The 23,859-nt window shown below is 66.8% G+C and carries 21 protein-coding genes and 1 pseudogene; 13 read left to right on the top strand and 9 right to left on the bottom strand.

Annotated elements, in window-relative coordinates; translation table 11 throughout:
• Window positions 1-79 precede the first annotated feature (79 nt).
• The 9 genes and pseudogenes from NFG57_RS03215 to NFG57_RS03175 all read left to right on the top strand — a co-directional run bounded on the left by NFG57_RS03215 (window position 80) and on the right by NFG57_RS03175 (window position 10,808).
• Entirely contained in the window at window positions 80-667 is a 588-nt protein-coding gene (locus NFG57_RS03215) for a TRAP transporter small permease (RefSeq protein ID WP_348815346.1), read from the top strand.
• On the top strand, window positions 664-1,938 hold the full coding sequence (locus NFG57_RS03210) for a TRAP transporter large permease (RefSeq protein ID WP_124802823.1): 1,275 nt from the start codon (window positions 664-666) through the stop codon (window positions 1,936-1,938). The genes NFG57_RS03215 and NFG57_RS03210 overlap by 4 nt, the downstream gene beginning before the upstream one ends.
• A 67-nt stretch (window positions 1,939-2,005) precedes the next feature.
• Complete coding sequence (locus tag NFG57_RS03205) at window positions 2,006-3,466, top strand: aldehyde dehydrogenase family protein (RefSeq protein WP_348815344.1); 1,461 nt, start codon at window positions 2,006-2,008, stop codon at window positions 3,464-3,466.
• Between the two features lie 107 nt (window positions 3,467-3,573).
• Window positions 3,574-4,470 carry an NAD(P)-dependent oxidoreductase gene (locus NFG57_RS03200; RefSeq protein ID WP_108448021.1) on the top strand — a complete coding sequence of 299 codons (897 nt, stop codon included), beginning with the start codon at window positions 3,574-3,576 and terminating at the stop codon, window positions 4,468-4,470.
• A gap of 176 nt (window positions 4,471-4,646) precedes the next feature.
• Window positions 4,647-5,864: a mandelate racemase/muconate lactonizing enzyme family protein gene (locus NFG57_RS03195; protein ID WP_348815343.1), complete on the top strand. Its 1,218-nt coding sequence runs from the start codon at window positions 4,647-4,649 to the stop codon at window positions 5,862-5,864.
• Between the two features lie 316 nt (window positions 5,865-6,180).
• Window positions 6,181-6,627, top strand: a pseudogene (locus NFG57_RS03190) ((2Fe-2S)-binding protein); the annotation flags it as partial.
• 85 nt (window positions 6,628-6,712) lie between these two features.
• A complete protein-coding gene (locus NFG57_RS03185; RefSeq protein WP_348815342.1) occupies window positions 6,713-9,088 on the top strand; it encodes a molybdopterin cofactor-binding domain-containing protein in 2,376 nt (791 codons plus the stop codon).
• Between the two features lie 60 nt (window positions 9,089-9,148).
• Window positions 9,149-10,153 (top strand): XdhC family protein, encoded by a 1,005-nt coding sequence (locus NFG57_RS03180; RefSeq protein ID WP_348815341.1) that lies wholly within the window; start codon window positions 9,149-9,151, stop codon window positions 10,151-10,153.
• Window positions 10,143-10,808: a nucleotidyltransferase family protein gene (locus NFG57_RS03175; RefSeq protein WP_253555322.1), complete on the top strand. Its 666-nt coding sequence runs from the start codon at window positions 10,143-10,145 to the stop codon at window positions 10,806-10,808. The genes NFG57_RS03180 and NFG57_RS03175 overlap by 11 nt, the downstream gene beginning before the upstream one ends.
• 89 nt (window positions 10,809-10,897) lie before the next feature.
• Here the strand turns inward: NFG57_RS03175 and denD are convergent, their stop codons facing one another.
• The 5 genes from denD to ltnD form a co-directional block, all read right to left on the bottom strand.
• Window positions 10,898-11,869 (bottom strand): D-erythronate dehydrogenase, encoded by a 972-nt coding sequence (gene denD, locus NFG57_RS03170; RefSeq protein ID WP_348815340.1) that lies wholly within the window; start codon window positions 11,867-11,869, stop codon window positions 10,898-10,900.
• A 135-nt stretch (window positions 11,870-12,004) separates the two neighbouring features.
• Window positions 12,005-12,802, bottom strand: coding sequence for a 2-oxo-tetronate isomerase (gene otnI / locus NFG57_RS03165; RefSeq protein WP_213228157.1), 798 nt, complete (start codon window positions 12,800-12,802; stop codon window positions 12,005-12,007).
• 83 nt (window positions 12,803-12,885) lie between these two features.
• Entirely contained in the window at window positions 12,886-13,533 is a 648-nt protein-coding gene (gene otnC / locus NFG57_RS03160; protein WP_045990915.1) for a 3-oxo-tetronate 4-phosphate decarboxylase, read from the bottom strand.
• The gene (gene otnK / locus NFG57_RS03155) at window positions 13,530-14,822 is read right to left on the bottom strand and encodes a 3-oxo-tetronate kinase (RefSeq protein ID WP_348815339.1); all 1,293 of its coding nucleotides are present in this window, start codon (window positions 14,820-14,822) and stop codon (window positions 13,530-13,532) included. The genes otnC and otnK overlap by 4 nt, the downstream gene beginning before the upstream one ends.
• Window positions 14,823-14,879: 57 nt before the next feature.
• Window positions 14,880-15,821, bottom strand: coding sequence for an L-threonate dehydrogenase (gene ltnD, locus NFG57_RS03150; protein ID WP_045990913.1), 942 nt, complete (start codon window positions 15,819-15,821; stop codon window positions 14,880-14,882).
• A gap of 502 nt (window positions 15,822-16,323) precedes the next feature.
• Between ltnD and NFG57_RS03145 the strand changes: the two genes are divergently transcribed.
• Window positions 16,324-17,355 carry a LacI family DNA-binding transcriptional regulator gene (locus tag NFG57_RS03145; protein WP_108131284.1) on the top strand — a complete coding sequence of 344 codons (1,032 nt, stop codon included), beginning with the start codon at window positions 16,324-16,326 and terminating at the stop codon, window positions 17,353-17,355.
• A gap of 106 nt (window positions 17,356-17,461) precedes the next feature.
• Here the strand turns inward: NFG57_RS03145 and NFG57_RS03140 are convergent, their stop codons facing one another.
• The 3 genes from NFG57_RS03140 to zapE form a co-directional block, all read right to left on the bottom strand.
• Complete coding sequence (locus NFG57_RS03140; protein WP_045990910.1) at window positions 17,462-17,665, bottom strand: CsbD family protein; 204 nt, start codon at window positions 17,663-17,665, stop codon at window positions 17,462-17,464.
• Window positions 17,666-17,852: 187 nt separating this feature from the next.
• Window positions 17,853-18,344: a GNAT family N-acetyltransferase gene (locus NFG57_RS03135; protein WP_249742799.1), complete on the bottom strand. Its 492-nt coding sequence runs from the start codon at window positions 18,342-18,344 to the stop codon at window positions 17,853-17,855.
• A gap of 110 nt (window positions 18,345-18,454) precedes the next feature.
• Window positions 18,455-19,789 carry a cell division protein ZapE gene (gene zapE / locus NFG57_RS03130; protein ID WP_213228163.1) on the bottom strand — a complete coding sequence of 445 codons (1,335 nt, stop codon included), beginning with the start codon at window positions 19,787-19,789 and terminating at the stop codon, window positions 18,455-18,457.
• Between the two features lie 153 nt (window positions 19,790-19,942).
• On the opposite strand from zapE, the gene NFG57_RS03125 reads away from it, so the two are divergent.
• Both NFG57_RS03125 and NFG57_RS03120 read left to right on the top strand, forming a co-directional pair.
• Complete coding sequence (locus NFG57_RS03125) at window positions 19,943-20,584, top strand: DUF2946 family protein (protein WP_348815336.1); 642 nt, start codon at window positions 19,943-19,945, stop codon at window positions 20,582-20,584.
• A 73-nt stretch (window positions 20,585-20,657) separates the two neighbouring features.
• Window positions 20,658-22,031: a PepSY domain-containing protein gene (locus tag NFG57_RS03120; RefSeq protein ID WP_348815335.1), complete on the top strand. Its 1,374-nt coding sequence runs from the start codon at window positions 20,658-20,660 to the stop codon at window positions 22,029-22,031.
• A gap of 221 nt (window positions 22,032-22,252) precedes the next feature.
• Here the strand turns inward: NFG57_RS03120 and NFG57_RS03115 are convergent, their stop codons facing one another.
• On the bottom strand, window positions 22,253-23,182 hold the full coding sequence (locus tag NFG57_RS03115; protein WP_348815334.1) for a DUF808 domain-containing protein: 930 nt from the start codon (window positions 23,180-23,182) through the stop codon (window positions 22,253-22,255).
• 95 nt (window positions 23,183-23,277) lie between these two features.
• On the opposite strand from NFG57_RS03115, the gene NFG57_RS03110 reads away from it, so the two are divergent.
• On the top strand, window positions 23,278-23,652 hold the full coding sequence (locus NFG57_RS03110) for a hypothetical protein (RefSeq protein WP_260425278.1): 375 nt from the start codon (window positions 23,278-23,280) through the stop codon (window positions 23,650-23,652).
• Window positions 23,653-23,859 lie beyond the last annotated feature (207 nt).

Raw genomic sequence — 23,859 nt, 5'->3', positions numbered from 1 at the left:
TCGCTACCTGCCGTTGGCGAGCGCTTGGGCGGTCAAGCCTGACCCGTCCTCGGGCCTTACCCGCGATGAGGAAAGCCCCATGCTGGATCTGTTCTTCCGTCTCGAGCGGGCCATCTCCCAGGTCGCCCTCTACGCAGCGGTGCTGATGTTGATCGCCTCGGTAAGCCTTGGCTTCTACCAGGTGCTGACCCGGTTCGTGTTCGACGCCCCCTCCACCTGGTCGGAGGTGATGGCCCGCTCCACCATGATCTGGTGCGTCTTTCTGGGCGCCGCAGCGACCTTTCGCGGCGGCTACATGATGGCCGTCGAAGTGATCTACAAGCTGGTGCCGACCTCCGCCCTCAAGGCGCTGGAGATACTGATCGCCACCTGCTGCATGATCGTGCTGGCGATCCTGGTGATCTACGGCTATCAGATGACGCTGCGCGTGCAGAACCAGATGCTCTCCGGCGTCGGCATCTCGATCGCCTGGATCTACGCCGCCATTCCGATCGGCGCCGCCTTTTCGCTGCTGTCGGTGATCACTCGACTGATCGCCCAGCTGACCGGACGCGAGACCATCGGCGTGGTCGATGCCGAGGCCCCCGCCCGCGTGCCTGAACCTGAATCCAGACCTGGCCCTGACACAGGCACCTCGTCCGGTACCGAAGGGAGGAAGCAGCCATGAACGCCGCTATCGGACTATCCCTGATCATCCTGTTCGCCCTGGGCGTGCCGATCGCCGTGTCGATCCTGCTGGCGTCGGTGATCGGTATCGAGTTCTTCACCCGTTTTCCGCTGCTGATGGTGCCCCAGCAGATGTTCGTCGGCATCGACAACTTCCCGCTGATGGCGATCCCCTTCTTTATCCTGGCCGGCAACCTGATGGCCGCCGGCGGCATCTCCCAGCGCCTGGTGGACCTGGCCAAGTCCATCGTCGGCGGGCTCCAGGGCGGGCTCGCCATGACCTGCGTGCTGACCTGCATGATGTTCGCCGCGGTTTCCGGCTCGAGCGTGGCCACCACCTTCGCCATCGGCTCCATCCTGATTCCGGCGATGGTGGCCCACGACTACCCGCGTCCGCTGGCGGCCTCGATCCAGGCCTCCTCGGCGGAGCTCGGCGTACTGATCCCGCCCTCCATCCCCTTGATCCTCTACGGCGTCAGCACCGACACCTCGATCGGGCGCCTGTTCATTGCCGGTATCGGTCCGGGGTTGTTGATCGGCTCGGCGCTGCTGCTGTTTCTGTACATCTTCTGCAAGCTGCGCGGCTACGGCCTGCGCGACCGCGAGGATCGCGCCGCCTTCACCACCTCAATGCGTCGTGCCTGGGCCGCTCTGCTGATGCCGGTGGTGGTCATCGGCGGCATCTATGGCGGGGTCTTCACCCCCACCGAGGCCTCGGCGGTGGCGGTGTTCTACGCCCTGATCGTCGGCGGTCTGGTCTACCGCGAGCTGCCACTGTCGGAACTGGTGCCGATCCTGCGCCAGAGCGTGATTTCCACCGCCACGGTGATGCTGATCATCTCAGCGGCGGCGCTGTTCAGCTTCCTGATCAGCCGCTCGGGGCTGCCCGGCGAGGTTGCCGCCTGGGTCACCCAGGTGTTCGAGAGCCCGGTCAGCTTCCTGCTGGCGGTGAACGTGATGCTGCTGGTGATCGGCATGTTCGTCGAGACCTCGGCGGCGATCCTGGTGCTGGCGCCGATCTTCACCCCCATCGCCGTGCAGTACGGCATCGACCCGGTGCACTTCGGCCTGATCGTGGTGGTCAACCTGGCGCTCGGCATGTTCACCCCTCCGCTGGGGGTCAATCTGTTCGCCGCCTGCGCCGTGGCCAAGCTGTCCATCGACGAGCTGATCCCTTGGCTTGCGCGCTTCGTGCTGGTGGTGCTGGTCTGCCTGATGGCCATCACCTACATGCCCTGGATCTCGCTGGGCCTGGTCGATCTTTTGTACTGATACCGATCACTGCCCCGGCCGCGCCGGGGCCCATCCTATCTTCCGCCCCTTCTCAGGAGTCGACAGCATGCACGCCCTCCCCCTCACTCCACCCACCGGCGCCCTGATCGGCGGTCACTGGGTCGATACCGCCGACACCCTCGAGGTGCTGCGCCCGGCCAGTGGCGAGGTCATCGCCCGTATCGCCGCGTCCAGCGCAGCCGACGTCGATGCTGCGGTGGCCGCCGCCCGGGCAGCCTTCACAGGCGAGCTTGGCCAGTGGTCGACGTTCTCGGCGCGGGCGCGCAGTGAATGGCTGTACGCCTTCAGCCAGGCCATCGACGCCGACAGGGACACCCTGGCCGCCCTCGAGTGTGCCGACACCGGCAAGCCGATCAGCCAGGCCCGGGGCGATATCGCCGCCTGCGCGCGCTACTTCCGTTTCTACGCCGGCGCCGCCGACAAGCTCCACGGCGAGACCATCCCCTTCGATTCCGACTATGCGGTGATGACGCTGCGTGAACCCTGGGGCGTGTGCGCCCAGATCATCCCCTGGAACTATCCGGCCCAGATCTTCGGGCGCTGCGTGGCGGCGGCGCTGGCCGCCGGCAACACCTGCGTGCTCAAGCCCGCAGAGGACGCCTGCCTGAGCGTGCTGCGCCTGGCCCAGCTGGCCGTCGACTGCGGGCTGCCGGAAGGCGCGCTCAACCTGGTGCCTGGCCTCGGCCGTGAAGCCGGCGCCGCCCTAGCCGCCCACCCCGGCATCGACCATCTGTCGTTCACCGGCTCGCCGGAGACCGGCACCCTGGTGACTCAGGCGGCGGCGGTGCATCACGTACCGGTGACCATGGAACTCGGCGGCAAGTCGCCCCAGCTGCTGTTCGCCGACGCCGACCGCGAACGCGCCCTGGACGCTGTGGTACGCGGGATCATCCAGAACGCCGGCCAGACCTGCTCCGCCGGCAGCCGTCTGTTGGTGGAGCAGAGCATCCACGACGAGGTGGTGGCGGCACTGAGCGAGCGTTTCGCGCGGTTGACCTGTGACGTCGGCGAGAACGACCCGGACTGCGGACCGCTGATCAATGAACGCCAGCGCGACAAGGTGATGACGCTGATCCAGGCGGCACAGGATGACGGCATCCACATCGCCGCCCGTGGACGCCTGGCCGACGATGCCCCCCGGGACGGCCACTTCGTGGTCCCCCACCTGTTGACCCAGGTGCCGCAAGGCCACGGCGTCAGCCGCGAGGAGCTGTTCGGGCCGGTACTGGTGGTCCAGGCCTTCGCCGACGAGGCCGAGGCCGCACGCCTGGCCAACGCCACCGACTTCGGTCTGTGTGCGGGCGTATGGACCACCGACGGCGGCCGCCAACTGCGTCTGGCCAAGGCGATCCGTTCGGGCCAGGTGTTCGTCAACAACTACGGCGCCGCCGGTGGTATCGAGCTCCCATTCGGCGGCGTCGGCCGCTCCGGCCACGGCCGCGAAAAAGGCTTTGAAGGGCTCAGGAGCTATACCCGCATCAAGACCATTGCGATTCATCACGGCTAGACGTCGCTGGAAAAGCCTGGGCCTGACACAAGAAATTCCCGAGCGTGTCGGGCCGCTTCTCTCGACCACCGACCACCAACCATCATCACCACCACAAGGAAAGGGACATGACCACCTCGCTTCACGTCGGCCTGATCGGCGTCGGCCTGATGGGCCACGGGATCGCCACCAGCCTGCTGCGCGCGGACCATCGCCTGAGCTTTCTCGATCACCCCGGCAATCAGCCCAGCGACGACCTGATCGACAAAGGGGCAAGCGCTCTGACCAGCGCCCGCGAGGTCGCCGAGACCGCCGATCTGGTGATCCTGTGCGTCACCGGCACTCCCCAGGTGGAAAGCGTGCTGTTCGACGAAGGCGGCGTGCTGGAGGGGCTCAAGCCAGGCCAGATCGTGGTCGACTGCTCCACCGCCATCCCCAGCTCCACCCAGGCCATCGACGCCAGGGTGCGCGAGGCCGGTGGCCGTTTCGTCGACGCCGCCATGACCCGTACCCCGAAGGAGGCCGCCGAGGGCCGCCTCAACCTGATCGTCGGTGCCGATCAGGCGCTGTTTGACGAGCTCAAGCCGCTGTTTGGCGCCTTCGCCGAGCACATCACCCACGGCGGCCCGGTGGGCGCCGGCCACACTCTGAAGCTATTGCACAATTTTGTCTCGCTAGGCTTCACCGCCGTACTGGCCGAGGCCAGCGCCGCCTCCCGACGCGCCGGCATCGACGACGCCGTTCTGCTCGAGGTGCTGGGCAACGGTGGCGGCGGCGGCGTGGTGCTCGAACGCCTGCGTCCCTTCCTGACCGACGCCGACCCTTCAGGCTTCCGCTTCAGCCTGTCCAACTCGCTCAAGGACGTGGGCTACTATCAAAGCATGTCCGAGGACCTCGGCGCCTCGCGCCAGCTCAGCCAGGCGATCACCCGGCTCTATCAGGACATCGTCGATGCCGGCCACGGTGAAAGACTGGTCCCGGAATTGGTCAGTCTGCTCGGCGAATCACAGTCAAAGCAGCCATGATGCTTCCGTCACACGTCATTTGACGGCGGCCACCCGCAAGCTGCCTGAGCGGATCAAGCGACGTCAGCACGGGTGGCCATTGAAGATGCACAACAGCGGTGAACGGTGGCGGTACGCGGCGATGACGAACGGGGCCGATCAACGGTAGCGAAACACTGAACCTTGCGGAGACCAGCATGAAGATCCAGCGTATCGAAACCCTGCGGCCTGCGGCTCGTCCGTCGCTGATCTGGGTGCGCGTCCACACCGAGGACGGCCTGGTGGGCCTGGGCGAGAGCTGGTTCGGCACCGACGCCATCGACGCCGATGTTCATGGCCGCCTCGCCCCGCTGCTGCTGGGCGAGGATGCCTCCCGCATCGAGGCGCTGCACCGCAAGATGCAACCCTACGTGGGCTTTGGCGGCACCAGTGCCGAGACCCGTGCGCTGTCCGCCATCGACGTGGCCCTGTGGGACCTGGCCGGTCAGCGTGCCGGCCTGCCCCTGCATGACCTGCTCGGTGGCGCTACCCGAGCGCGGGTGCCGCTCTACAACACCTGCGCCGGCCCCGACTATGTGTCCAAGTCCGCCGAGGTACGCCCGGACAACTTCGGCATCAAGGGTGGCTCGGGGGACGACAGGGCCTCTTCCCGACCCCGCTACGAGGACCTGGACGCCTTTCTCGAGCGTCCGGCAGAGCTCGCCGCAGAGCTCCTCGAGATGGGCATATCCGCCATGAAGATCTGGCCCTTCGACTTCGCCGAAGGCGCCCGCCACGGCATGTCCATCTCGCCCGCCGATCTCAATCGTGCGCTGTGGCCGTTCGAGGAGATCCGTCGTGTCCACGGCGATCGCATGCGCCTGAAGGCGGAACTGCACGGGCTCTGGAGTCTGCCGGCGGCGCGCACCATTTGCCAGGCGCTGGCCCCCATCGACCCGGACTGGATCGAGGACCCACTGTGGATGGATCGCTTCGACCAGCTCGGCGAGCTGGCCGACACCTGCGTCCCCCTGGCCGGCGGCGAGACCCTCGGCGGCCTGGGGCAGATTCGCGACCTGCTGCATCGTGGGCGCATCCACACCCCGATCATCGACGTGACCTGGGGCGGTGGCGTCAGCTTCGCCCGCAAGGCCGCCGCCCTGGCCGAAGCCGAGGGTCGCCCGATCGCCTTCCATGATTGTTCCGGCCCGGTGACGCTGGCGGTATCCACCCACCTGGCCATGGCGCTTGCCAACGTCGCCGAGCAGGAGTTCACCCGGGCCTTCTACTACGGCTGGTACGCCGACTGCGTCGAGGGCCTGCCGCCGGTCGAGGACGGCATGATCCGCGTCAGCGGCGAACCCGGGCTGGGCGTTCGCCTGAACCCCGAAATGCTCAAGGGCGACGCACTCCATCGACGTCTCAGCGAGAGCTAGATTCACTGACGCCCTGAACTCCATGTCGAGAAGCAGCCCTCACCACGAGAGGCGCCAGACGCCCCGGGCGCCTTTGCGGTAACCGCCATCCACGCATTTCGCCCGTTCCCGCATTCAACGTTGCCCACTAGTCGACTGGTCTATAGTATCGCGACATCGCTTATTAAGAGGCAGATGGTGTGCCAGTTACGGCATCCCGACCGTCCTCGCGTCCCCTGTTGCCTCAAGAACGGGTAAAAGGGACGCAGACAAGAAAAATCAGAAGCACCAACGGACCCTGAAGCTACGCAATGAAACCAGCGAGGAACCAGCCCCCATGACCAGCTTCACCCTGAACGGCGAAGCGGTGAGCGTCGAGGTGGATCCCCAGACCCCACTGCTGTGGGTACTGCGCGATACCCTGGGCCTGACCGGCACCAAGTTCGGCTGCGGCATCGCCCAGTGCGGCGCCTGCACCATCCACTTCAACGGCTCGGCCACGCGTAGCTGCGTGCTGCCGCTGGCCGCCGCCGAAGGTGCCGAGATCACCACCATCGAAGGCCTCGACGCCGACGGCAACCACCCGCTGCAACAGGCCTGGCGAGAAGAGCAGGTGCCCCAGTGCGGTTACTGCCAATCCGGCCAGATCATGCAGGCGGCCGATCTGCTCAAGCGCAAGCCTTCCCCCAGCGATGACGAGATCACCCAGGGCATGAGCGGCAACCTGTGCCGCTGCATGGCCTACGTGCGCATCCATCGCGCGGTGAAGCGCGCCTCCTCGCTTCAGCAGGGCGGCGTCGAGACCTTCGACCCCGCCTCCGCTACTGCTGCCCGCAGCGAAACCCGTACCAGCGCCGAGGAGCCCCGCCATGAGCCGGTTTGATGACACCCTGGCGGCCCATCGTGGCGCTTCCGCAGTCCGCAGCGATACGTCCCCAGCCGACCGAAACGCAGGCCCCGGCCTTAGCCGCCGCGGCTTTCTGATCGGCACCCTGGGCGCCAGCGCGGTCCTCGCCTTTGGCCTGCCCGGCATGGCCTTCGGCGCCTCCGACGCGGCCAGCGAGGCCCTGGCCAAGGGTCGCTTCGAGCCGACCCTGTGGTACGCCATCGACGCCAAGGGTCACGTCACCCTGCACTGCACCAAGGCCGAGATGGGCCAGCACGTGGGCACCAGCCTGGCCCGCCTGGTCGCCGAGGAACTCGAGGTCGACCCGGCGACGATCGCCATCGAATACGTCGACAGCGACCCCAAGTGGGGTTACATGATCACCGGGGGTAGCTGGTCGGTGAACCACAGCTTCCTGCCGCTGTCCCGTGCCGGCGCCGCCGGACGCCAGGCGCTGATCGAAGCAGGTGCGCGCCTGCTCGAGGTCGACGCCGCCGACTGCCAGGCCCGTGACGGTCAGGTCATCAGCGGCGACAAGCGCATCGGCTACGGCGAGATCGTTGCCAGCGGCACCCTGTCGCGCAGCTACAGCGCCGAAGAGCTTGAAGCCATCGAGCTCAAGCCGGCCTCCGAGCGCCGCGTGCTGGGCACCTCCGGCCGAGCCCAGGACATCCCCGCCAAGACCACCGGCGAGGCCGTCTTCGGCATCGACGCCAAGGTCGATGGGATGCTCTATGCCCGCCCGGTGCTGCCGCCTACCCGTTTCGGCTCCCGTGCCACCTCCATCGATGACAGCGCTGCCCAGTCCATCGCCGGCTATCGCCAGACCATCCGTCTGGAGGACCCCTCGGGCCTGTGCCAGGGCTGGCTGGCGGTGATCGCCGACAACTTTTCCGCCGCCATGCGCGCCACCGATGCGCTGAAGATTGAATGGGAAAACGGCTCAGGCATCTCGATCACCGAGGCCGACATTCTCGATGAAGGCCGCCGCCTGACCCAGTCGCCGAGCCGTGACAACGGCGCCCTGTTCGTCGATATCGGCGAGGTGACGTCGACCCTCGAGCAGGCCGCGTCCGCCGAGGACGTGTCGCTGATCGATGCCACCTACACCACGTCCAGCGTGCTGCACTTCCAGCTCGAGCCGGTCAACGCCACCGTGGTCGAGCGCGACGGCCACTGGCACGTCCACTGCGGCAACCAGCAGCAGTCCGTGGCGGTGCCCCTGGTGGCCAAGGCGCTGGAAGTCGACGAGAGCCAGGTGACCTTCCACCAGTACTATCTGGGCGGCGGCTTCGGACGCCGTCTCTATGGCGACTATGCCGTGCCTGCTGCGCTGGCCGCCAAGGCCGTGGGTGCCCCGGTCAAGATGGTCTTTACCCGCCCCGATGACAGTCGCATGGATTGCGTGCGCTCACCCTCGGTGCAGCGGCTGCGCTCGGCCCTGGCAGCCGACGGCGCCATCCAGGCCAGCGAACACGCCGCCGCCGCCGGCTGGCCCACCGCCGATATCGCACCCGGCTTTCTCGGCGAATTCGTCGAAGGTGGCGGCAAGATCGATTCCTTTGCCATCAGTGGTGCCGACCACTGGTACGCACTGGGCGCCCAGCGGGTGTGGGCCCAGCAGAACCACAAGGCCCACGAGGCCTTCGTTCCTGGCTATCTGCGCGCGGTGGGGCCAGGCTGGACCACCTGGGCGGTGGAGAGCCATATCGACGAACTGGCGCTGGCCGCCGGCCAGGACCCTGCCGAGTACCGCCGGAACCTGCTCAAGGCCGAAGGACGCAACGCCGGCGAGGCGCCCAACAGCGTCGGCGGCGCCGAGCGCCTCAAGACAGTGCTCGAACGCACGCTCGACAAGGCCGGCTGGAGCGAGCGCGACGCCCTGCCCGAGGACACCGGTCTCGGTGTGGCGCTGAGCTTCGGCCAGGAACGCCATATGCCGACCTGGGTGGCCTGTGTCGCCCGCGTCAATGTGGATCGTGCCAGCGGCGAGGTGACCGTCGAGAAGCTGACCTCGGTGGTGGATGCCGGCACCCTGGCCCATCCCGACGGTGCCATGGCCCAGTTGGAGGGCTCGCTGCTGTGGGGCCTGTCGATGGCCCTGCACGAAGGCACCGAGTACGCCGAAGGCCAGCCTGCGGACCTCAACCTGAACAGCTATACGCCGCTGCGCATGCATCAGGTGCCGGAGCTGGACCTTGAGTTCGTCGACAACGACCACACCCCGGTCGGCTTAGGCGAACCTGGCACCTGCGTTGTAGCGCCGGCCATCGCCAACGCCATCGCTCACGCCACCGGCGTGCGCCTGCGCGACCTGCCGATGCGGCCGGAGGCGCTCAAGGCCGCACTGGGGGCCTGACCCGCCACCCGAGCGCCACGCTGATCGCGTGGCGCTCGTCACACACAGGACACGCTGACCATGCAACATCTGGATCTTAGGGTGGTGCGACGTGCCCTCGCCTGGCTACGCGACGGGCGTACCCTGTGGCTGGCCACGGTGCTGTCCACCTATGGCTCCTCACCACGCGAACCCGGCGCCTGGCTGGCTGCCACCCGTGACGGTGATCACGTTGGCTCGCTGTCCGGCGGCTGCGTCGAGGAGGATTTTCTTGAGCGCCTTGGGCAGGGTGATTTCGATACGCCGGTCAGGCGGGTGCGCTACGGCGCCGGCGACGACGTCGACTACCCGGCGCCCAGCCTTCCCTGTGGCGGCGTGCTCGACGTCCTGGTCGAACGCTTCGCCCCCGACCAGGCGGCACTGGCGCACTTCTCGGCCCTGGAGGCGGCACTGGAAGGACGCAAGCCGCTGATTCGCCGGGTAGACCTGGACACCGGCACGCTCTCGCTCACTCAGGACGATGGCCTGGGTGATCGCGTCGTTCTGGTCGATGGGAATGGTGAGGCCAGTGCGCAACTGCGCGTCGGCCCGGCCGCCCGACTGCTGCTTGCCGGGGTCTCGCCGGTGGCCGTCGCCTGCGCCCAGTTCGCCGTGGGGCTCGGCTTCGAGGTGATCGTCTGCGACCCTCGGGAAGGCATGCTGGAGTCCTTTATCGATGAACTCGGGGGCGCCTCCGGCAACATCGAGAAGGTGGCGACCCTACCGTCACGCTTTATCGCCGAAGGTGGCTGCCATGCTGCCACGGCGGTAGTGGCGCTGACCCACGACCCGCGCATCGATGATCTGGCGATGATCGAGGCGGTACGCTCCGAGGCGTTCTACATCGGGGTGATGGGATCGCTGCAGACGTCCCGGGCGCGGGCCGAGCGGCTATTCCGCAGCGGTGGTCTGAGCGATGACGAGATCGCGCGTATCCATATGCCGATCGGCTTGAACCTGGGCAGCAAGACCCCGGCGGAGATCGCCCTGGCGGTGATGGCCGATATCGTTCGGGTACGCCGGGGCAAGGACCGCCATGCGCTCTAGCGGCCAGTCGGGCACTCCTGCTTCAACCCCCTCTCGTGAGGATGGCCGCCATCCGTCCCACGCCACCCCGCTGATCTGTGTAGTAGCGGCGGCGGGTCGTTCACGGCGCTTCGGCGCCGCGGACAAGCGCCATGCACGCCTCGAAGATGGTCGCCGGCTGCTGGCGGCAAGCCTTGCGGCGGCGGCCGAGCTGACCCCTCGGCGGCTGGTGGTGCTGGGGCCGGGCGAGAGCCTCGCCGACTGGGCCCGTGCACCGTCTGCCAGCCTCGAGCTGCTGTCGCTTGAACGTCCCAGCGACGCCCTCGGCGACAGCCTGTCGGCGGCCTTTCGCTGGCTGCTTCAGCAACGCCAGCAGCAAAGTCCTGAGCTCACCGCAGCGGCGGTATGGCTCGGCGACATGGCCTGGATCTCGGCGCCGACTTGCCGCCGGCTTGCCGCCAGCGCCAGGGCCGACCGACTGGTCCGGCCGCGCTTTCACGGCCAACCCGGCCACCCGGTGATCGTTGGCTGCGACTTCTGGCCCGAGATGACTCAGCTTCACGGCCAGGACGGCGCCCGAGCGTTACTACACCGCCACCGCCAGGCACTGCTCGAGATCGACGTCGATGATCCCGGCGTGGTGCGCGACCTGGATACCCCCGAAGACCCACGCTAGGCACCCACGCCAAGAACTCTCGCCAAGGACTCTCGCTAGGCACCCGCGCCAGACCCTGGGCAACCGCCTTAAACCCCGATTCTCCACCGCTAGCCCGTCGCCTGATCCTCGACAAAGGCCGCGACGATGGCATCGAAGTCGCTGTCACCGACAAAGCCAAGGGCCTCGGCCTTGGCGGTACGAAAACGCCCAGGCCAGCTCTCGACGATGGCGCGGATACGCTCATCCTGCTCGAAACTCACCAGTTCCCGCGCCTGAGCGCCACCCTGACGCTCCAGCGCGTCGAGCATGGCCGCCACGCGCACGCTGATACCCGGCAGCATGAAGGCGCGGAAGTCACCCAGGGCATCGGCGGCAACTTCGGCGCCGTGGACCAGCGCCTGAACCACCTTGCCAGGCGACATCACGAACAGTTCGAGCTCGGTGGGCACCGGGCACACCGCTGCCTCGCCGTTCAGGGGCTCACGCAGGATACTCGAGGCAAAACTCGAGGCCGCAGCGTTGGGCCGGCCTGGACGAATGACGATGGTCGGCAGGCGCAGCACCAGACCGTCGATCAGGCCCCGTCGACTGTAGTCGTTGATCAACAGCTCACACATGGCCTTCTGGCTGCCGTAGGAGCTCTGGGGCCGCAGCGCGGTCATGTCGTCGAGCACCTCAGGCAGCTCGCCGCCGTACACCGCCACCGAGCTGGCCATGATCACCCGGGTCGCGGCCAGGCCGCGCTGGCGACAGCCGTCGAGCAGCGCCCGGGTGGCGTCGAAGTTGACCGCTAGCCCAAGCTCCAGATCGGCCTCGGCGGCGGAGCTGACCACCGCCGCCAGGTGGTAGATCACGTCCGGGGCGCCATCCAGCAGGGCGTCCCAGGCTCCCTCTTCGGTAAGATCCCGAGCGGTGGACGTCACCGCCACCTGGCCCGCATCCTGTGGGTGAGGCGGCGTGCTCTGGTCGACCAGGGTCAGGCGCGAAAGCGGCTGGCCGTTGACCTCGCCCTTGGCCAGCAGCGCCTGAACCAGACGCTTGCCAAGGAAGCCGGCTGCACCAGTAATCAAGATATGCATGGGTGTTCTCCTCCTTTAGGGACGATGGCCCACGCCGGGCGCTGCCCCAGCGATACACCAGAGGCACCAGTCATCAAGATATGCATGGAAGCTCTCCTTATTTTGTGACGGTGGCCCGCTTTATCCAGTGACGAGTTAGCTGGCAACAACGCCATGGGCGCGCGCCCAGCCCAGGCCATCGACGGTGTCACCTGCGGGGCGGTATTCACAGCCGACCCAGCCGTCATAGCCAAGGGCGTCGAGACGCTCGAGCACCGGGCCAAAGTTCACTTCCCCCTGGTCCGGTTCATGGCGCTCCGGGACCCCGGCGAGCTGCACGTGTCCCACCACGTCGAACTGGGCTTCCAGGGTACGGATCAGGTCGCCCTGGACGATCTGGCAGTGGTACAGGTCGAACTGCAGCCTGAGGTGGGGCGAGCCGACGCGCTGGATCACCTCCCTGGCAAGCTCCTGGCGCTGCAACAGGAAGTCCGGCATGTCGCGGCCGTTGATCGGCTCGATCAACAGGGTACGCCCGGCCCGGCCACAGGCCTCGGCGGCATGGGAAAGGTTGTCGACGTAAGTGGCCAGATGGGCCTCTCGGGTGGCCTCGCTGGCGCCTTGCGGCAGCAGCCCCGCCATGGCATGCAGGCGCGGACAGTCGAGCGCCGCGGCGTAGTCGAGCGCACGCTCGAGCCCCTCGCGGAACTCCCCCTCGCGCCCCGGCAGGCTGGCAAGGCCTCGCTCGCCGGCCTCCCAGTCGCCGGGGGGCAGGTTGAACAGCACCTGCGTCAGCCCATGTTGGTCGAGCCGCTCACGCAGTTCGTGCGCCTCGAAGTCGTAGGGGAAGAGGTACTCGACGCCGGTAAAGCCCGCCTTGGCGGCGGCGCCAAAGCGGTCGAGAAAGTCGTGCTCGGTGAACATCATGCTGAGGTTGGCGGCCAGGCGGGGCATCTCGCTCTCCTGATTGTCATTGTCGTGCGGGCCTCGCGTCGGGGGCCCAGTATCGAGGCATTGCCGACGCCAATAGCCCCGGGTCAGTCGCGGGGGAAGCGTGCTTCGAGTTCCTCTACCTGTTCTGGCGTCAACCCTCGAGGATTCTGGCCGCGCAGCAGCAGGAACAGCTTGGCGGTCTCCTCGAGCTCTTCGGTGGCGTAGACCGCTGCCTCCAGCGACTTGCCCGCCACCACCGGGCCGTGGTTGGCCAGCAGCACCGCGCTGTGCTTGCCGGCGAGCCCACGTACCGCGTCGCCGAGGCTGGGGTCCCCCGGCACGTGGTAGGGCACCAGCGGCAGGCGGCCGACGCGCATCACGTAGTAGGCGGTCAGCGGCGGAATGCAGTCGTGGTGGTCCACATCCGGCAGGCAGGATACCGCCACCGAGTGGGTCGAGTGCAGATGGACGATGGCCTCGGACTGGGGCCGCTCGGCGTACATCGCCATATGCAGGAAACTTTCCTTGGTCGGCTTGTCGCCATCGAGCCATTCCCCAGTCGCCGACAACGTCGAGATGCTGGCCGGATCGAGTCGTCCCAGGCAGGCGTTGGTCGGGGTCATCAACCAGCCGCCGTCGTCCAGACGCACACTGATATTACCGCTGGAGCCCATGGTCAGGCCGCGGTCGAACAATGACTTGCCGTAGGTCGCGATCTGCTCGCGCAGACGATTGACGTCACGTGCACTCATTGGCTCATCTCCTTGAGCACCTGAAAGCCGCGGCTGAAGATATCGACGCCGCCGAAGTTGCCGGACTTGAGCGCCAGCGACAGGGTCGACCCGCCGACGCGGGCCTGGGTCCAGGGCACCCCGGCATCGATCTGCCCGCCGATATGCAACTGGTCCAGCGACAGCGCCGAGACCACCGCACCGGAGGTCTCGCCGCCGGCCACCAGCAACCTGCCGACACCTTCGTCCACCAGAGTGGCGGCCAGGGTCGCCAGGGCCCGCTCGACCAGCTCGCCCGCCTTGGCCACGCCCAGGCGCTGCTGGGCGGCCTTGACCCGCTCGGGTGCAGCCGAGGCGTAGACCAGCACCGGCTCGTCTGGCGAGTCCTGATAGTGGCGACGCACGAAGTCCAGCGCTTCAGCGATGGGCGCGTCACCCTCGGCCAGCGCCAGCGGGTCCAGGGCGATCCCCGGATGGCGCTCGAGGAAGTGCTCGACCTGGGCCAGGGTAGCCCGCGAGCAGCTACCGGAAAGCACCAGGGCCTGCCCCTGGACCGAGGCCAGCCGAGCCGCGTCGTCGACCGCCTCAAGCCAGCCCTTGCGCCGATACTCGGCGGGCAGCGCCTGGCCAAGGCCCGAGCCGCCGGTGACCAGGGGTAGCTCGACGCAGGCCGCAGCCAGCACCTCAAGGTCGGCGTCATCCAGGGTGTCACAGATGACGTGGCGGACCTTGTCACCTCCCAGGCGTTCGAGGTGGCTGGCACAGGCCTCTGCGCCCTGGCGGATCACCGAGTGAGACAGAAGCCCCACCGCATGCGAGGTCTGCGCGCCCAGCACCCGCACCAGATCGGCGTCGGTCATCGGATTGAGCGGGTGATCCTGCATGCCGCTGTCGTTGAGCAGACGATCGCCGACGAACAGGTGACCCTGATAGACCGTGCGTCCGGTGGTCGGAAAGGCCGGCACCATCACCGTCTGATCGCCGCCAAGGCGCTCGAGCAGAGCATCGGCTACTGGCCCGATATTGCCGTCTGCGGTGGAATCAAACGTCGAGCAGTACTTGAAGAAGACCTGGCGTGCGCCCTGTTCGGTCAGCCAGTCCAGCGCCGCCAGGCTGTCGGCCAGCGCCTCCTCCACCGGGCAGGTACGCGACTTGAGCGCGACGACCACGGCGTCGACACCTTCCGGAAGCGGCTTGCCGGTGGGCACACCGAGCATCTGCACGGTGCGCATGCCGGAGCGCACCAGATTGTTGGCCAGGTCGGTGGCGCCGGTGAAATCATCGGCGATGGCGCCGAGTACCAGAGTCATGTTCAGTCCTCGTCAAATACGGTGAATAAAGGGGAGGAACACAGCCGCGACGCGGCCTTATCCGGCGTCGTCGTCATTGGCCGCGGGCAGTGCGATCCCTGCGGTGGCGGCGTAGACCTTGACCACCGCGGCGTCGTCCTCGCGTCCCAGCCCCATGCCGCTGGCGGCGGTAAACTGCTGCAGGGCGCTGGCCGCCACTGGCATCGACAGGCGCAGTTCGCGGCCGGTGTCGTGGACGATGTTGAGGTCCTTGACGAAGATGTCCACGGCCGACAGCGGATGATAGTCGCCGTCCAGAATGTGCGGCACCCGGTTCTCGAACATCCACGAATTGCCCGCCGACTGGGTAATCACCCGGTACAGCGCGCGACCGTCGATGCCCATCTTCAGTCCCAGCGCCATGGCCTCGGCGGCGGCGGCGATATGCACCCCGGCCAGGTGCTGATTGACCAGCTTGACGCTGGAGCCAGGCCCCGGCGCGTCGCCCAGCCGGTGGACCGTGGCCGCCATGGCACCAAGCGGTGCCTCGGCCAGGGCGAAGGCCTCGGCACTCCCGGAGGCCATCACCGACAGCTCTCCGCTGGCCGCCTTGGCCGCCCCGCCGCTGATCGGGGCATCGAGCATCATCAGCCCAGCCTCTGCCAGTCGGCGTCCCAGGGATTCGGCGAAACTCGGCGCCACGGTGGCGCACTGGATCACCAGGCTGCCCGACGCAAGCGTCGCTGCCAGGCCATCTTCTCCAAACAGCACCGCCTCGACCTGATCGGCGTTGACGACCACCAGCAGCACCACGTCACAGCGCGGCGCCAGCTCACGGGCCGACGCCACCGCCTCGCCACCGGCTTCCTCGAAGGCCTGACGGGAGGCGCTGGAAACGTCGCAACCGATCACCTCAAGGCCGCCACGCAGAAGGCTTCGGGCGATACCCATGCCCATGGCGCCAAGTCCCACCACGCCACAGACAGGGGATCCGGCGGATGTCGTGGATGATTCGCTCATGCTGCTCTCCGGTAACGAGGCCGTCAGGGCCGACAAACAAGAGTATGGCCTGCTTCGACTTCATCTGCGGAAGGAGCAGGGAGGCGGTATCTGTCCCCGGCACACCGAAGGCCAGCGACCAATACCGATAACAGGACGATAGGGAATCCGGTCGGCGATGATGGGTGAAGATCACCGCTGCTGCCCTGTAAAATGTTAGCGCTAACATTTTTAGTCCAGAGTCCCTTGTTGCACAAGCACGAAAGCGATAGGCATCGACCAATGTCTAACTACCGCCGTGATCCCGGTGTCGGGACCATGGGTGCCCCGAGGCGTGCAGCGCTTGATCCAAGCTGCCCTGCATGAAGCGCTCGGCATCAGCCGCTCGAGGCCGAGGCGCTGGGCCATGTCCCCACTGACCTGCGACGCAGGGACAGCCTGGGAACGAGCGAGCCAGCGCGCCCCATTCGGCATACCATGGAAGGCAGGCGTCCCTCTGATGCCATCGATCAAGGAGAGTCCGATGAACGAGACCCAGGGCGGTGATCGCCGCCGCCGCAAGGGCCTGGACAACCCGACGCTTGACGACGTCGCCCGTGAGGCTGGAGTTTCCTCGATCACCGTGTCTCGGGCGATTCACCGCCCGGACAGCGTACGCGAGACCACCCGCAACAAGGTGGAAGCGGCGATCGCCAAGGTTGGCTATGTGCCCAATATGGTGGCCGGTAGCCTGGCCTCGGCCAGCTCGCGCTTCATCCCGGTGATCGTGCCGTCGCTGTCCAATGTGGTGTTCGTCGAGGTCATCCAGGGGCTGCAGGCACAGTTCGACCAGCACGGCTACCAGATGCTGCTGGGCAACACCGACTACAGCATGCAGCGCGAAGAAGAGCTGATCCGCACCTTTCTCGGCTGGTCCCCCACCGCCCTGGTGACCACCGGCCTGCGCCACCAGCCGGGGCTAAGCGCGCTGCTGGAACGTTTTCCTCGACCGCTGGTGGAAATCATGGAACTGGGCCCGGCGCTGGACATGAACGTCGGCATGGACCACGAAAAGGCAGGCGCCGCCATGGCCGATCATCTGATCGCTCGGGGCTACCGTCATATCGTCTTCGCCGGCACCCGGCTCGAGTCCAACTATCGCGCCGCCCAGCGCTACGCCGGCCACCGCACCAGGCTCGAGAAGGCCGGACTTGCGGCCCCGCTGATGGAGTGGCACCAGGACAGCCACTTCGACCTCGGCGCCACGGCGCTGGACGAGGTCCGTCGCCACCACCCGGGCGTCGAGGCGATCCACTTCGTCGACGATGTGATGGCCAGCGGCGCCCTGCTGGGCGCACAGCGCCAGGGCCTGCGAGTGCCCGACGACATCGCCATCGCCGGGTTTACCGGGCTGCCCTTCGGCCGCTCGCTGATGCCGCGTCTGACCACCATCTCCTCCCCCCGCGAGGCCATCGGCCGGCTCGCCGCCTCGCAGATCATCGACCGTCTGGAGGGCCGTGACCCCGAACGCCAGATCGACGTCGGCTTCGCCCTGCTGGAAGGTGAGAGCACCTGAGGACACCAGACCTGACCCACAACGAACAACGGGGAGTCACGATGACTCCCCGCTGGTACAAGACGCTGCCTGCCCGCACGGGCGACAGAGCCCGCGGCACTCGCCGCTACTGATCGAGCCGACCCTTGAGCTTGTCGAACTCCTTCTCCACTTCTTCTCTGGCCAGGCCAAACTTCTGCTGGATGATGCCGATCAGCTTTTCCTTGTTGCCTTCGGCCTGCTGAATCTCGTCGTCGGTGAGTTCTCCCCACTTTTCCTTGGCGGCACCGCTCAGTTCCTTCCACTTGCCTTCGATGGTGTGCTTGTCCATGGCATGATCTCCGGGTCAGTCGATCTCATAAAGGTAGATGGCATACTCCTGACGAAGGCTAGCCTGCGGCAAACCCAGCGGCTAGCCCACCCCACCACACACCTTCGTTTTTTATAAAAAATTCAATCAGATAACTTCCGCAAAAGACTGTTTGAGCACAGTCCATCCTCCGACCAACCTTTTCACTTCACCCATCAATCAGCCGCCGCATGATGGTGACCCGCTCACCCAGATAGTCGAGCTCTTCGAGCTCCTCCCACCCCAGCCGGCGATACAGTGACTGCTGATCCGGCGTGTAGAGGTGAAGCCATTCGATGCCGTGGTCGCGAGCCTCCTGCTCTACCCGCCTTACCAGCGCGGAGGCGAGTCCCTGACCGCGTTGTTCGGGTGGCACGTAGACCGAGGCGAGCCACGGTGACAGTTCCCGGCGAATACTCATGTCATCCGGCGACAGGCTCGCCGTGCCCAGGGCCTGCCCCTCCTTCATCGCCACGAACACCGAGGGCACCCCGGCCGGACCGCACATCTGAGCCACCGCCTGGCGCCAGCCGGCGATGTCGGCCTCCGGATGCAGGTGCCCCCAGGCGCCAAAGGTCCAGTCGGCGACCTGGTCAAGCTGTTGCGAAGCGGCGCTCAAGCGCTCGATGGTGATCCCGTTCATCTGTCGATTTTCGTCCATTGCTGTCCACTTCCGTCTATTGCCGTTCACTTGTGAGCGTTATTGTCCCTGCCGACACTTTTCGACGGCGCCTGCCGATCGCGGCCTCGCCCAGGCTGACGCCGCAAGGATCAAGGCAACCGGCGCTGCCCGAAGCGCGCCAGCTGCATTTCGCCAAGCCGGCTCAGGGTGCGCCGGAAGGCAAACGCCAGATAGCCATCGGGATAAAGCTCCTCCATCGCCACCGACGCCTCGATCACCAGCGGTACCCGACGGTCGTAGCATTCGTCGACCAGGGCAATAAAGCGACGCACGCTGTCGTCCCTGGCCCCCAGCGGCGGCAGTACGCGATCACCGGCGGCCACCCGCTCACTGGCGTCTTCTGTGCCACGAGCGATGGGACGCGGGGCGCCCGGTTGCCGATCCGGCGCGGCTCTGCCGTCGCTGTCATCCTCATCAGGCCTGGAAGCCAGGCACGGCACCTCCCCCAGCAACAGCGTATCGAAGCGATCACATAGCGCGATAAAGTCGAGCGCCGCCAGCGGCGCCTCGCAAAGGGCAGCGAAGTCGCACCACAGTACCTGGCCTTCGAGGCCTCTGGCCTCCAGCTTGCGGCCGCCAAGCGCCAATGTTCGGGGCGTCGCCGCCCTGCCGCTCAGCCGAACAAACTGCTCGGACAGGATGCCGGGGTCGCCGGCCCTACGCACAAAATAGCGCTGGTGAACGTCGCCGGGATGGCGGCGATGATCCTGACCGCCATCCAGTTCGAGCACCTGAAGATGGGCCTGCATCGCGGCGATGGCCGGCAGGAAACGCTCGCGATTGAAGCCATCGCGATAGAGCTCGGCCGGCGGCTGGTTCGAGGTGGCCACCAGCGTCAGGCGTCTGGCGAACAGCTGCTGCATCAGCCCGCCCAGCAGCATGGCGTCGGCGATGTCCTCGACGAAGACTTCATCCAGACACAGCACCCCGACCTCGGCGGAAAGCTCCTCGGCGAGCCTTGCCAGCGGGTCGGGCTGTCCCCGCCAGTAAAACTGACGCTGGTGCACCCAGCGCATGAAGTGATGAAAGTGCCAACGACGCACCGTCACCGGACTGCAATCGACGAACAGATCCATCAGCCAGGTCTTGCCACGACCCACCGGCCCCCAGAGGTACAGGCCCCGGCTCGTCACGCCGCCAGCGAGCTCCTGCTGCAAGGCGTCCAGCGCCTCGACCGCCCGAGCCTGGGCGGCATCGGCAACCAGATGTCCCTCCTCCAGCAGCGCCTGATAGCCCAGCGACAACGGCTGACATCGAGACTGGTTCAACGGCCCATGGAGCGGCCGATCCAGCCGTTGGCTGCCAAGCGATGGCGCCTCTCGGTCCGGCCCAGGATGCGGTTGCAGGCCTTCACCGCTTGCTTCATCGATCCCGCCGCCGATCCTGTCACCGGTCCCTTCGCCCTCTTTGTAGCCGTCACTCATCGATAGATCCCTGGCTGGTGGTATCGACCCGTGTGCCCCCATTGCCGCCGGCACAGGTCCCTCGGAAGAGCATGCCTCCACCGTGGGCAAACGCCAGGCGCTGCACTATAGTGGCCCGTCTGCATATTCCCGATCGCCAAGGTTGCCTCTTTCATGCCCTCAGCCGCTCGTCTCTTGAGCTCCCGACCCCGCCGTCAGCGCCGGGTCTGCCTGCTGGCGGTGCTGGCCATGCTGATGCTCTTCGTGGGCCCACTGATCAGCCAGGTCCAGCGCCTGGCGATGGAGGACGAGGCCGGTCGACAACACCACCATGGACATGGTCACCACCAAGGCCTGGCTCAAGGCACCGGACAAGGCCATGCCCAGCATGATCCCACGCCGAGCGCCGCGGAAGTAGAGGGGCACGGCACGTTTGAGCCTTCCGCCGAGGGGGCGGTCGGCAAGGTCGAGGGGCACGGCACGTTTGAGCCTGCCGCCGAGGGGGCGGTCGGCAAGGTCGAGGGGCACGGCACGTTTGAGCCTGCCGCCGAGGGGGCGGTCGGCAAGGTCGAGGGGCACGGCACGTCCGAGCCTGCCGCCGAGGGGGCGGTCGGTGACGCCGGGCATCATCACCTGGCCGCCTGTGGCTACTGCGTACTGTTTGCCCAGGTGCCGTGGCTGGCCCTGCTGTTGCTGGTATTGGTTAGCCTGGCGCCGCGGGCCCCGCCGGCACGTTGTGCTGCAGGCATTCCCCCCGTTGTCAGCGGGCGCTTCCAGCGTCCGACTCCCCGCGCCCCTCCCGCGTCATTGTCGTGATCCATCGAGGCCACCGCCTCCAGAGCCACCGAACGGCATCGCCGTCGGCAACTCCGCCTTCAAGAGAATGACCATGACGACGCACGCGAAACCCGTTGCGCCGGCGCTGAAGACGCTGGTGATACGACTGCACTTCTATATCGGCCTGCTGGTCGGCCCCTTCATCTTCTTCGCCGCCCTCACCGGCACGCTCTATGCGCTGACCCCGGCACTGGAGCAGGCACTGTACCGGGACGCGCTGACCACCGGCTCGGACAGCGCTTCCGCGACCTTGGCCCGGCCATTGTCACGCCAGATTGCAGCGGCCCAGGACTATCTCGATGATTCCGCCCTGCCCAGCGCCGTGCGCCCGGCCCCCGAACCCGGCGCCACCACCCGGGTGATGTTCGCAGACCCAAGCCTTGATGCCGGCGAACACCGGGCCATCTTTGTCGACCCGCAAAGCCTCGAAATCCGTGGCGACATGACTGTCTACGGTACCAGTGGGGTACTGCCGCTACGCCGGATCATCGACCAGATCCACCGCAGCCTGATGCAGAGCGATCCCGGCCGCCTCTACAGCGAGTTGGCCGCTTCCTGGATGTGGCTCGCCGCCCTCGGCGGACTGGCCATCTGGGCGGTCACCCCCTCGCCCCGAGTGCAGCCCGGCAAGCAGACCCGCACCGCCCGTCGCTTGCGCACCCGCCGACGCCACAGTCTGCTGGGGCTGTTCCTGCTGGTCGGCCTGCTGGCCCTGTCGGCCACCGGCATGACCTGGTCGAAGTACGCCGGCGACAACTTCTTCACCATGCTCAAGGCCGCGGGCTGGGGGACGCCTCGGGTGTCCCAGTCGCTTCAGGCCCACAACGTCGCCTACGACGCACACGCCGACCACGCCATGCCCGGCGCTCACCCGACCGTATCGGGGTCGCTTGAGGCCTTCGACGCGGTCGAACGCCAGGCCCGTGAGGCAGGCCTCGACGCCGGCAAGATCGAGCTGCTGGTGCCCGGCGACAATCAGGCCTGGAAGGTGCGCGAGATCGACCGTAGCTGGCCGTCCCAGGTGGACGAGGTGGCGATCCATCCGCAAAGCTTCCAGGTGCTGGATCAGGTGAGCTTCAACGACTACCCGCCTGCGGCCAAGCTCACCCGCTGGGGCATCGACGGCCATATGGGTATCCTCTTCGGCCTGCCCAACCAACTGCTGCTGGCTTCCCTCGGCATCGGCATCATGACCATGGTCGGCTGGGGCTACGCCATGTGGTGGCGCCGCCGTGCCCTGACCCGCGACAGCCAGACGCTGTGGCAGGCCCTGCTGGAATTGCCGCTGTCGGTGCTGGCGCTCATTTCGCTGGTGGCGCTGCTGCTGGGACTGGCGATGCCGGTAATGGGGGTAAGCCTGGTGATATTCCTGACGGTGGACGCCCTGCGTACCCTGGTCGCGGCACGCCGACGCGCTACCGGCTAGGCCCCACATCAGTAAAGACAGGAAAGGGCCATCGGCTATCAAGCAAGAAGGGCGACCCTCGGGTCGCCCTTCTTGCTTGATGCCAGGAGCACGCTCCGCCCCTGTCTACCTATCCGCGATCAGTGGCCCTTGCCCCGAAGCCGCTGGACGCCGGTCCACACAGCGACCAGAGCCGCACCCACGGCCAGGACGAACGAAGCATGATCGACCAGCATTGGCATTCAGTGGCCCTTGCCCCGAAGCCGCTGGACGCCGGTCCAGACGGCCACCAGGGCAGCACCCACGGCCAGGCCGAACAGGCCGTTCCCCAACATTGGCACCAGCCCGTGCATGATGGCGTCGAGGCCGGGAAGGGCTACCTCGGTCTCGGCCAGCCCCTCGATCCAGTGCCCGACCACCGGGATGCCGTGGGCAAGAATGCCGCCGCCGACCAGGAACATCGCCAGGGTGCCAAAGATCGACAACCCCTTCATCAATAGCGGTGCGCCCTTGAGCAGCCCCCGTCCCAGCGCCTGCGCTAGGCCGCCGTCCTTCTGAGTCAGGTAGAGTCCGAGGTCGTCGAGCTTGACCAGCCCCGCCACCAGGCCGTAGACGCCCACGGTGATCAGCAGGCCGATGGCCACCAGCACCGCGATCTGCTGGCTCAGGGGGGCGGCGCTGACGGTGCCCAGCGCGATGACGATGATCTCCGCCGAGAGAATGAAGTCGGTGCGGATGGCGCCCTTGATCTTGTCGCGTTCAAAGGCCTTCATGTCGGTTTCGCCGTCGGCCAGCGCCGCCAGTCGCGCCTGGCGCTCCTGCTCGGCGTCTTCCTTGTGCAGGAACTTGTGGGCCAGCTTTTCGGCGCCCTCGAAGCACAGAAAGGCCCCGCCAAGCATCAGCAGTACCGTCACCAGCCAGGGCACAAAGGCGCTGATCAACAGCGCGCCGGGAATCAGGAAACACTTGTTGAACAGCGCCCCCTTGGCCACCGCCCACACCACCGGCAGCTCGCGATCCGCCGCCACGCCGGTGACCTGCTGGGCGTTGAGCGCCAGATCGTCGCCGAGAACACCGGCGGTCTTCTTGGCCGCCACCTTGGTCATCACCGAGACATCATCGAGCAGGGTGGCGATGTCGTCGATCAGGGTTAACAGACTACTTCCAGCCACAGGGCATCCCTCCTTGGCCTGGGAAAACTTGGGTAGACTCAGCATAACCGCTCGGCCCCTTCGCCGCCGCAGCAATTGCCCTGGAGGTCTATGCCATGTCGCAAGCATCCACTGGAAAGCCGGCAGCATCAAAGGCCCATCCAGACTTGCCCGATGCCAGGCCGCAGCCGGCTTCAGATCCCGCCGCTGACGATCTGACAGCCGACAAGCTGACGCCCGACGACCTGGCGCTCTTACTCGAAGGTGTGCCCGAGGGGTACAGCGAGGTGCACTACCGGGGACGCCGCTACGCCATGACCCGACGCACCTTCAACCGAGGGCGCTCGCTCAAGGTGTTCGCGCGGGAGTTGGGCGGCAACGATATGGTCAGTCTCAATGGCTACCTGACCGCTCGTGGGTGGCAGCTGAAGCCTTGCGAGATGAGCGAGCACAAGGTGCTCGACTTCCTTGTCCATTGCAAAACCGGCTGACTGGCTGGCTGGGTCGTCCCGGGATTCGATTCCCGCCGCTGCTCTCTCTCCACGCTCGCCGCCACCCTCTCTCCACGCTCGCCGCCACCCTCTCTCCACGCTCGCCGCCACCCTCTCTCCCAAGAGTCGCTCCCCCTCTCCCTTACGAGGTGTCGCCCTCTCGCCGCTTTCGGCAAAAAATATCCTTTTGTTGACCTAGATCACTGC

The organism is Halomonas sp. H10-59, from assembly GCF_040070555.1.
GTDB lineage: Bacteria > Pseudomonadota > Gammaproteobacteria > Pseudomonadales > Halomonadaceae > Halomonas > Halomonas litopenaei.
The sequence above is the reverse complement of the archived record's forward strand: the minus strand, read 5'-3'. Positions and strand labels throughout refer to the sequence as shown.

What these genes read in the sequence shown, in the direction of transcription:
- NFG57_RS03200 (WP_108448021.1), top strand. Translation starts at nt 3,574, where the DNA reads ATGACCACCTCGCTTCACGTCGGCCTGATCGGCGTCGGCCTGATGGGC.
- NFG57_RS03195 (WP_348815343.1), top strand. Translation starts at nt 4,647, where the DNA reads ATGAAGATCCAGCGTATCGAAACCCTGCGGCCTGCGGCTCGTCCGTCG.
- NFG57_RS03135 (WP_249742799.1), bottom strand. Translation starts at nt 18,344, where the DNA reads ATGGACGAAAATCGACAGATGAACGGGATCACCATCGAGCGCTTGAGC.
- NFG57_RS03110 (WP_260425278.1), top strand. Translation starts at nt 23,278, where the DNA reads ATGTCGCAAGCATCCACTGGAAAGCCGGCAGCATCAAAGGCCCATCCA.
- denD (WP_348815340.1), bottom strand. Translation starts at nt 11,869, where the DNA reads ATGCATATCTTGATTACTGGTGCAGCCGGCTTCCTTGGCAAGCGTCTG.
- NFG57_RS03180 (WP_348815341.1), top strand. Translation starts at nt 9,149, where the DNA reads ATGCAACATCTGGATCTTAGGGTGGTGCGACGTGCCCTCGCCTGGCTA.
- NFG57_RS03210 (WP_124802823.1), top strand. Translation starts at nt 664, where the DNA reads ATGAACGCCGCTATCGGACTATCCCTGATCATCCTGTTCGCCCTGGGC.
- NFG57_RS03145 (WP_108131284.1), top strand. Translation starts at nt 16,324, where the DNA reads ATGAACGAGACCCAGGGCGGTGATCGCCGCCGCCGCAAGGGCCTGGAC.
- NFG57_RS03175 (WP_253555322.1), top strand. Translation starts at nt 10,143, where the DNA reads ATGCGCTCTAGCGGCCAGTCGGGCACTCCTGCTTCAACCCCCTCTCGT.
- zapE (WP_213228163.1), bottom strand. Translation starts at nt 19,789, where the DNA reads ATGAGTGACGGCTACAAAGAGGGCGAAGGGACCGGTGACAGGATCGGC.
- NFG57_RS03140 (WP_045990910.1), bottom strand. Translation starts at nt 17,665, where the DNA reads ATGGACAAGCACACCATCGAAGGCAAGTGGAAGGAACTGAGCGGTGCC.
- otnK (WP_348815339.1), bottom strand. Translation starts at nt 14,822, where the DNA reads ATGACTCTGGTACTCGGCGCCATCGCCGATGATTTCACCGGCGCCACC.
- NFG57_RS03120 (WP_348815335.1), top strand. Translation starts at nt 20,658, where the DNA reads ATGACGACGCACGCGAAACCCGTTGCGCCGGCGCTGAAGACGCTGGTG.
- otnC (WP_045990915.1), bottom strand. Translation starts at nt 13,533, where the DNA reads ATGAGTGCACGTGACGTCAATCGTCTGCGCGAGCAGATCGCGACCTAC.
- NFG57_RS03185 (WP_348815342.1), top strand. Translation starts at nt 6,713, where the DNA reads ATGAGCCGGTTTGATGACACCCTGGCGGCCCATCGTGGCGCTTCCGCA.
- NFG57_RS03205 (WP_348815344.1), top strand. Translation starts at nt 2,006, where the DNA reads ATGCACGCCCTCCCCCTCACTCCACCCACCGGCGCCCTGATCGGCGGT.
- NFG57_RS03215 (WP_348815346.1), top strand. Translation starts at nt 80, where the DNA reads ATGCTGGATCTGTTCTTCCGTCTCGAGCGGGCCATCTCCCAGGTCGCC.
- otnI (WP_213228157.1), bottom strand. Translation starts at nt 12,802, where the DNA reads ATGCCCCGCCTGGCCGCCAACCTCAGCATGATGTTCACCGAGCACGAC.
- ltnD (WP_045990913.1), bottom strand. Translation starts at nt 15,821, where the DNA reads ATGAGCGAATCATCCACGACATCCGCCGGATCCCCTGTCTGTGGCGTG.
- NFG57_RS03125 (WP_348815336.1), top strand. Translation starts at nt 19,943, where the DNA reads ATGCCCTCAGCCGCTCGTCTCTTGAGCTCCCGACCCCGCCGTCAGCGC.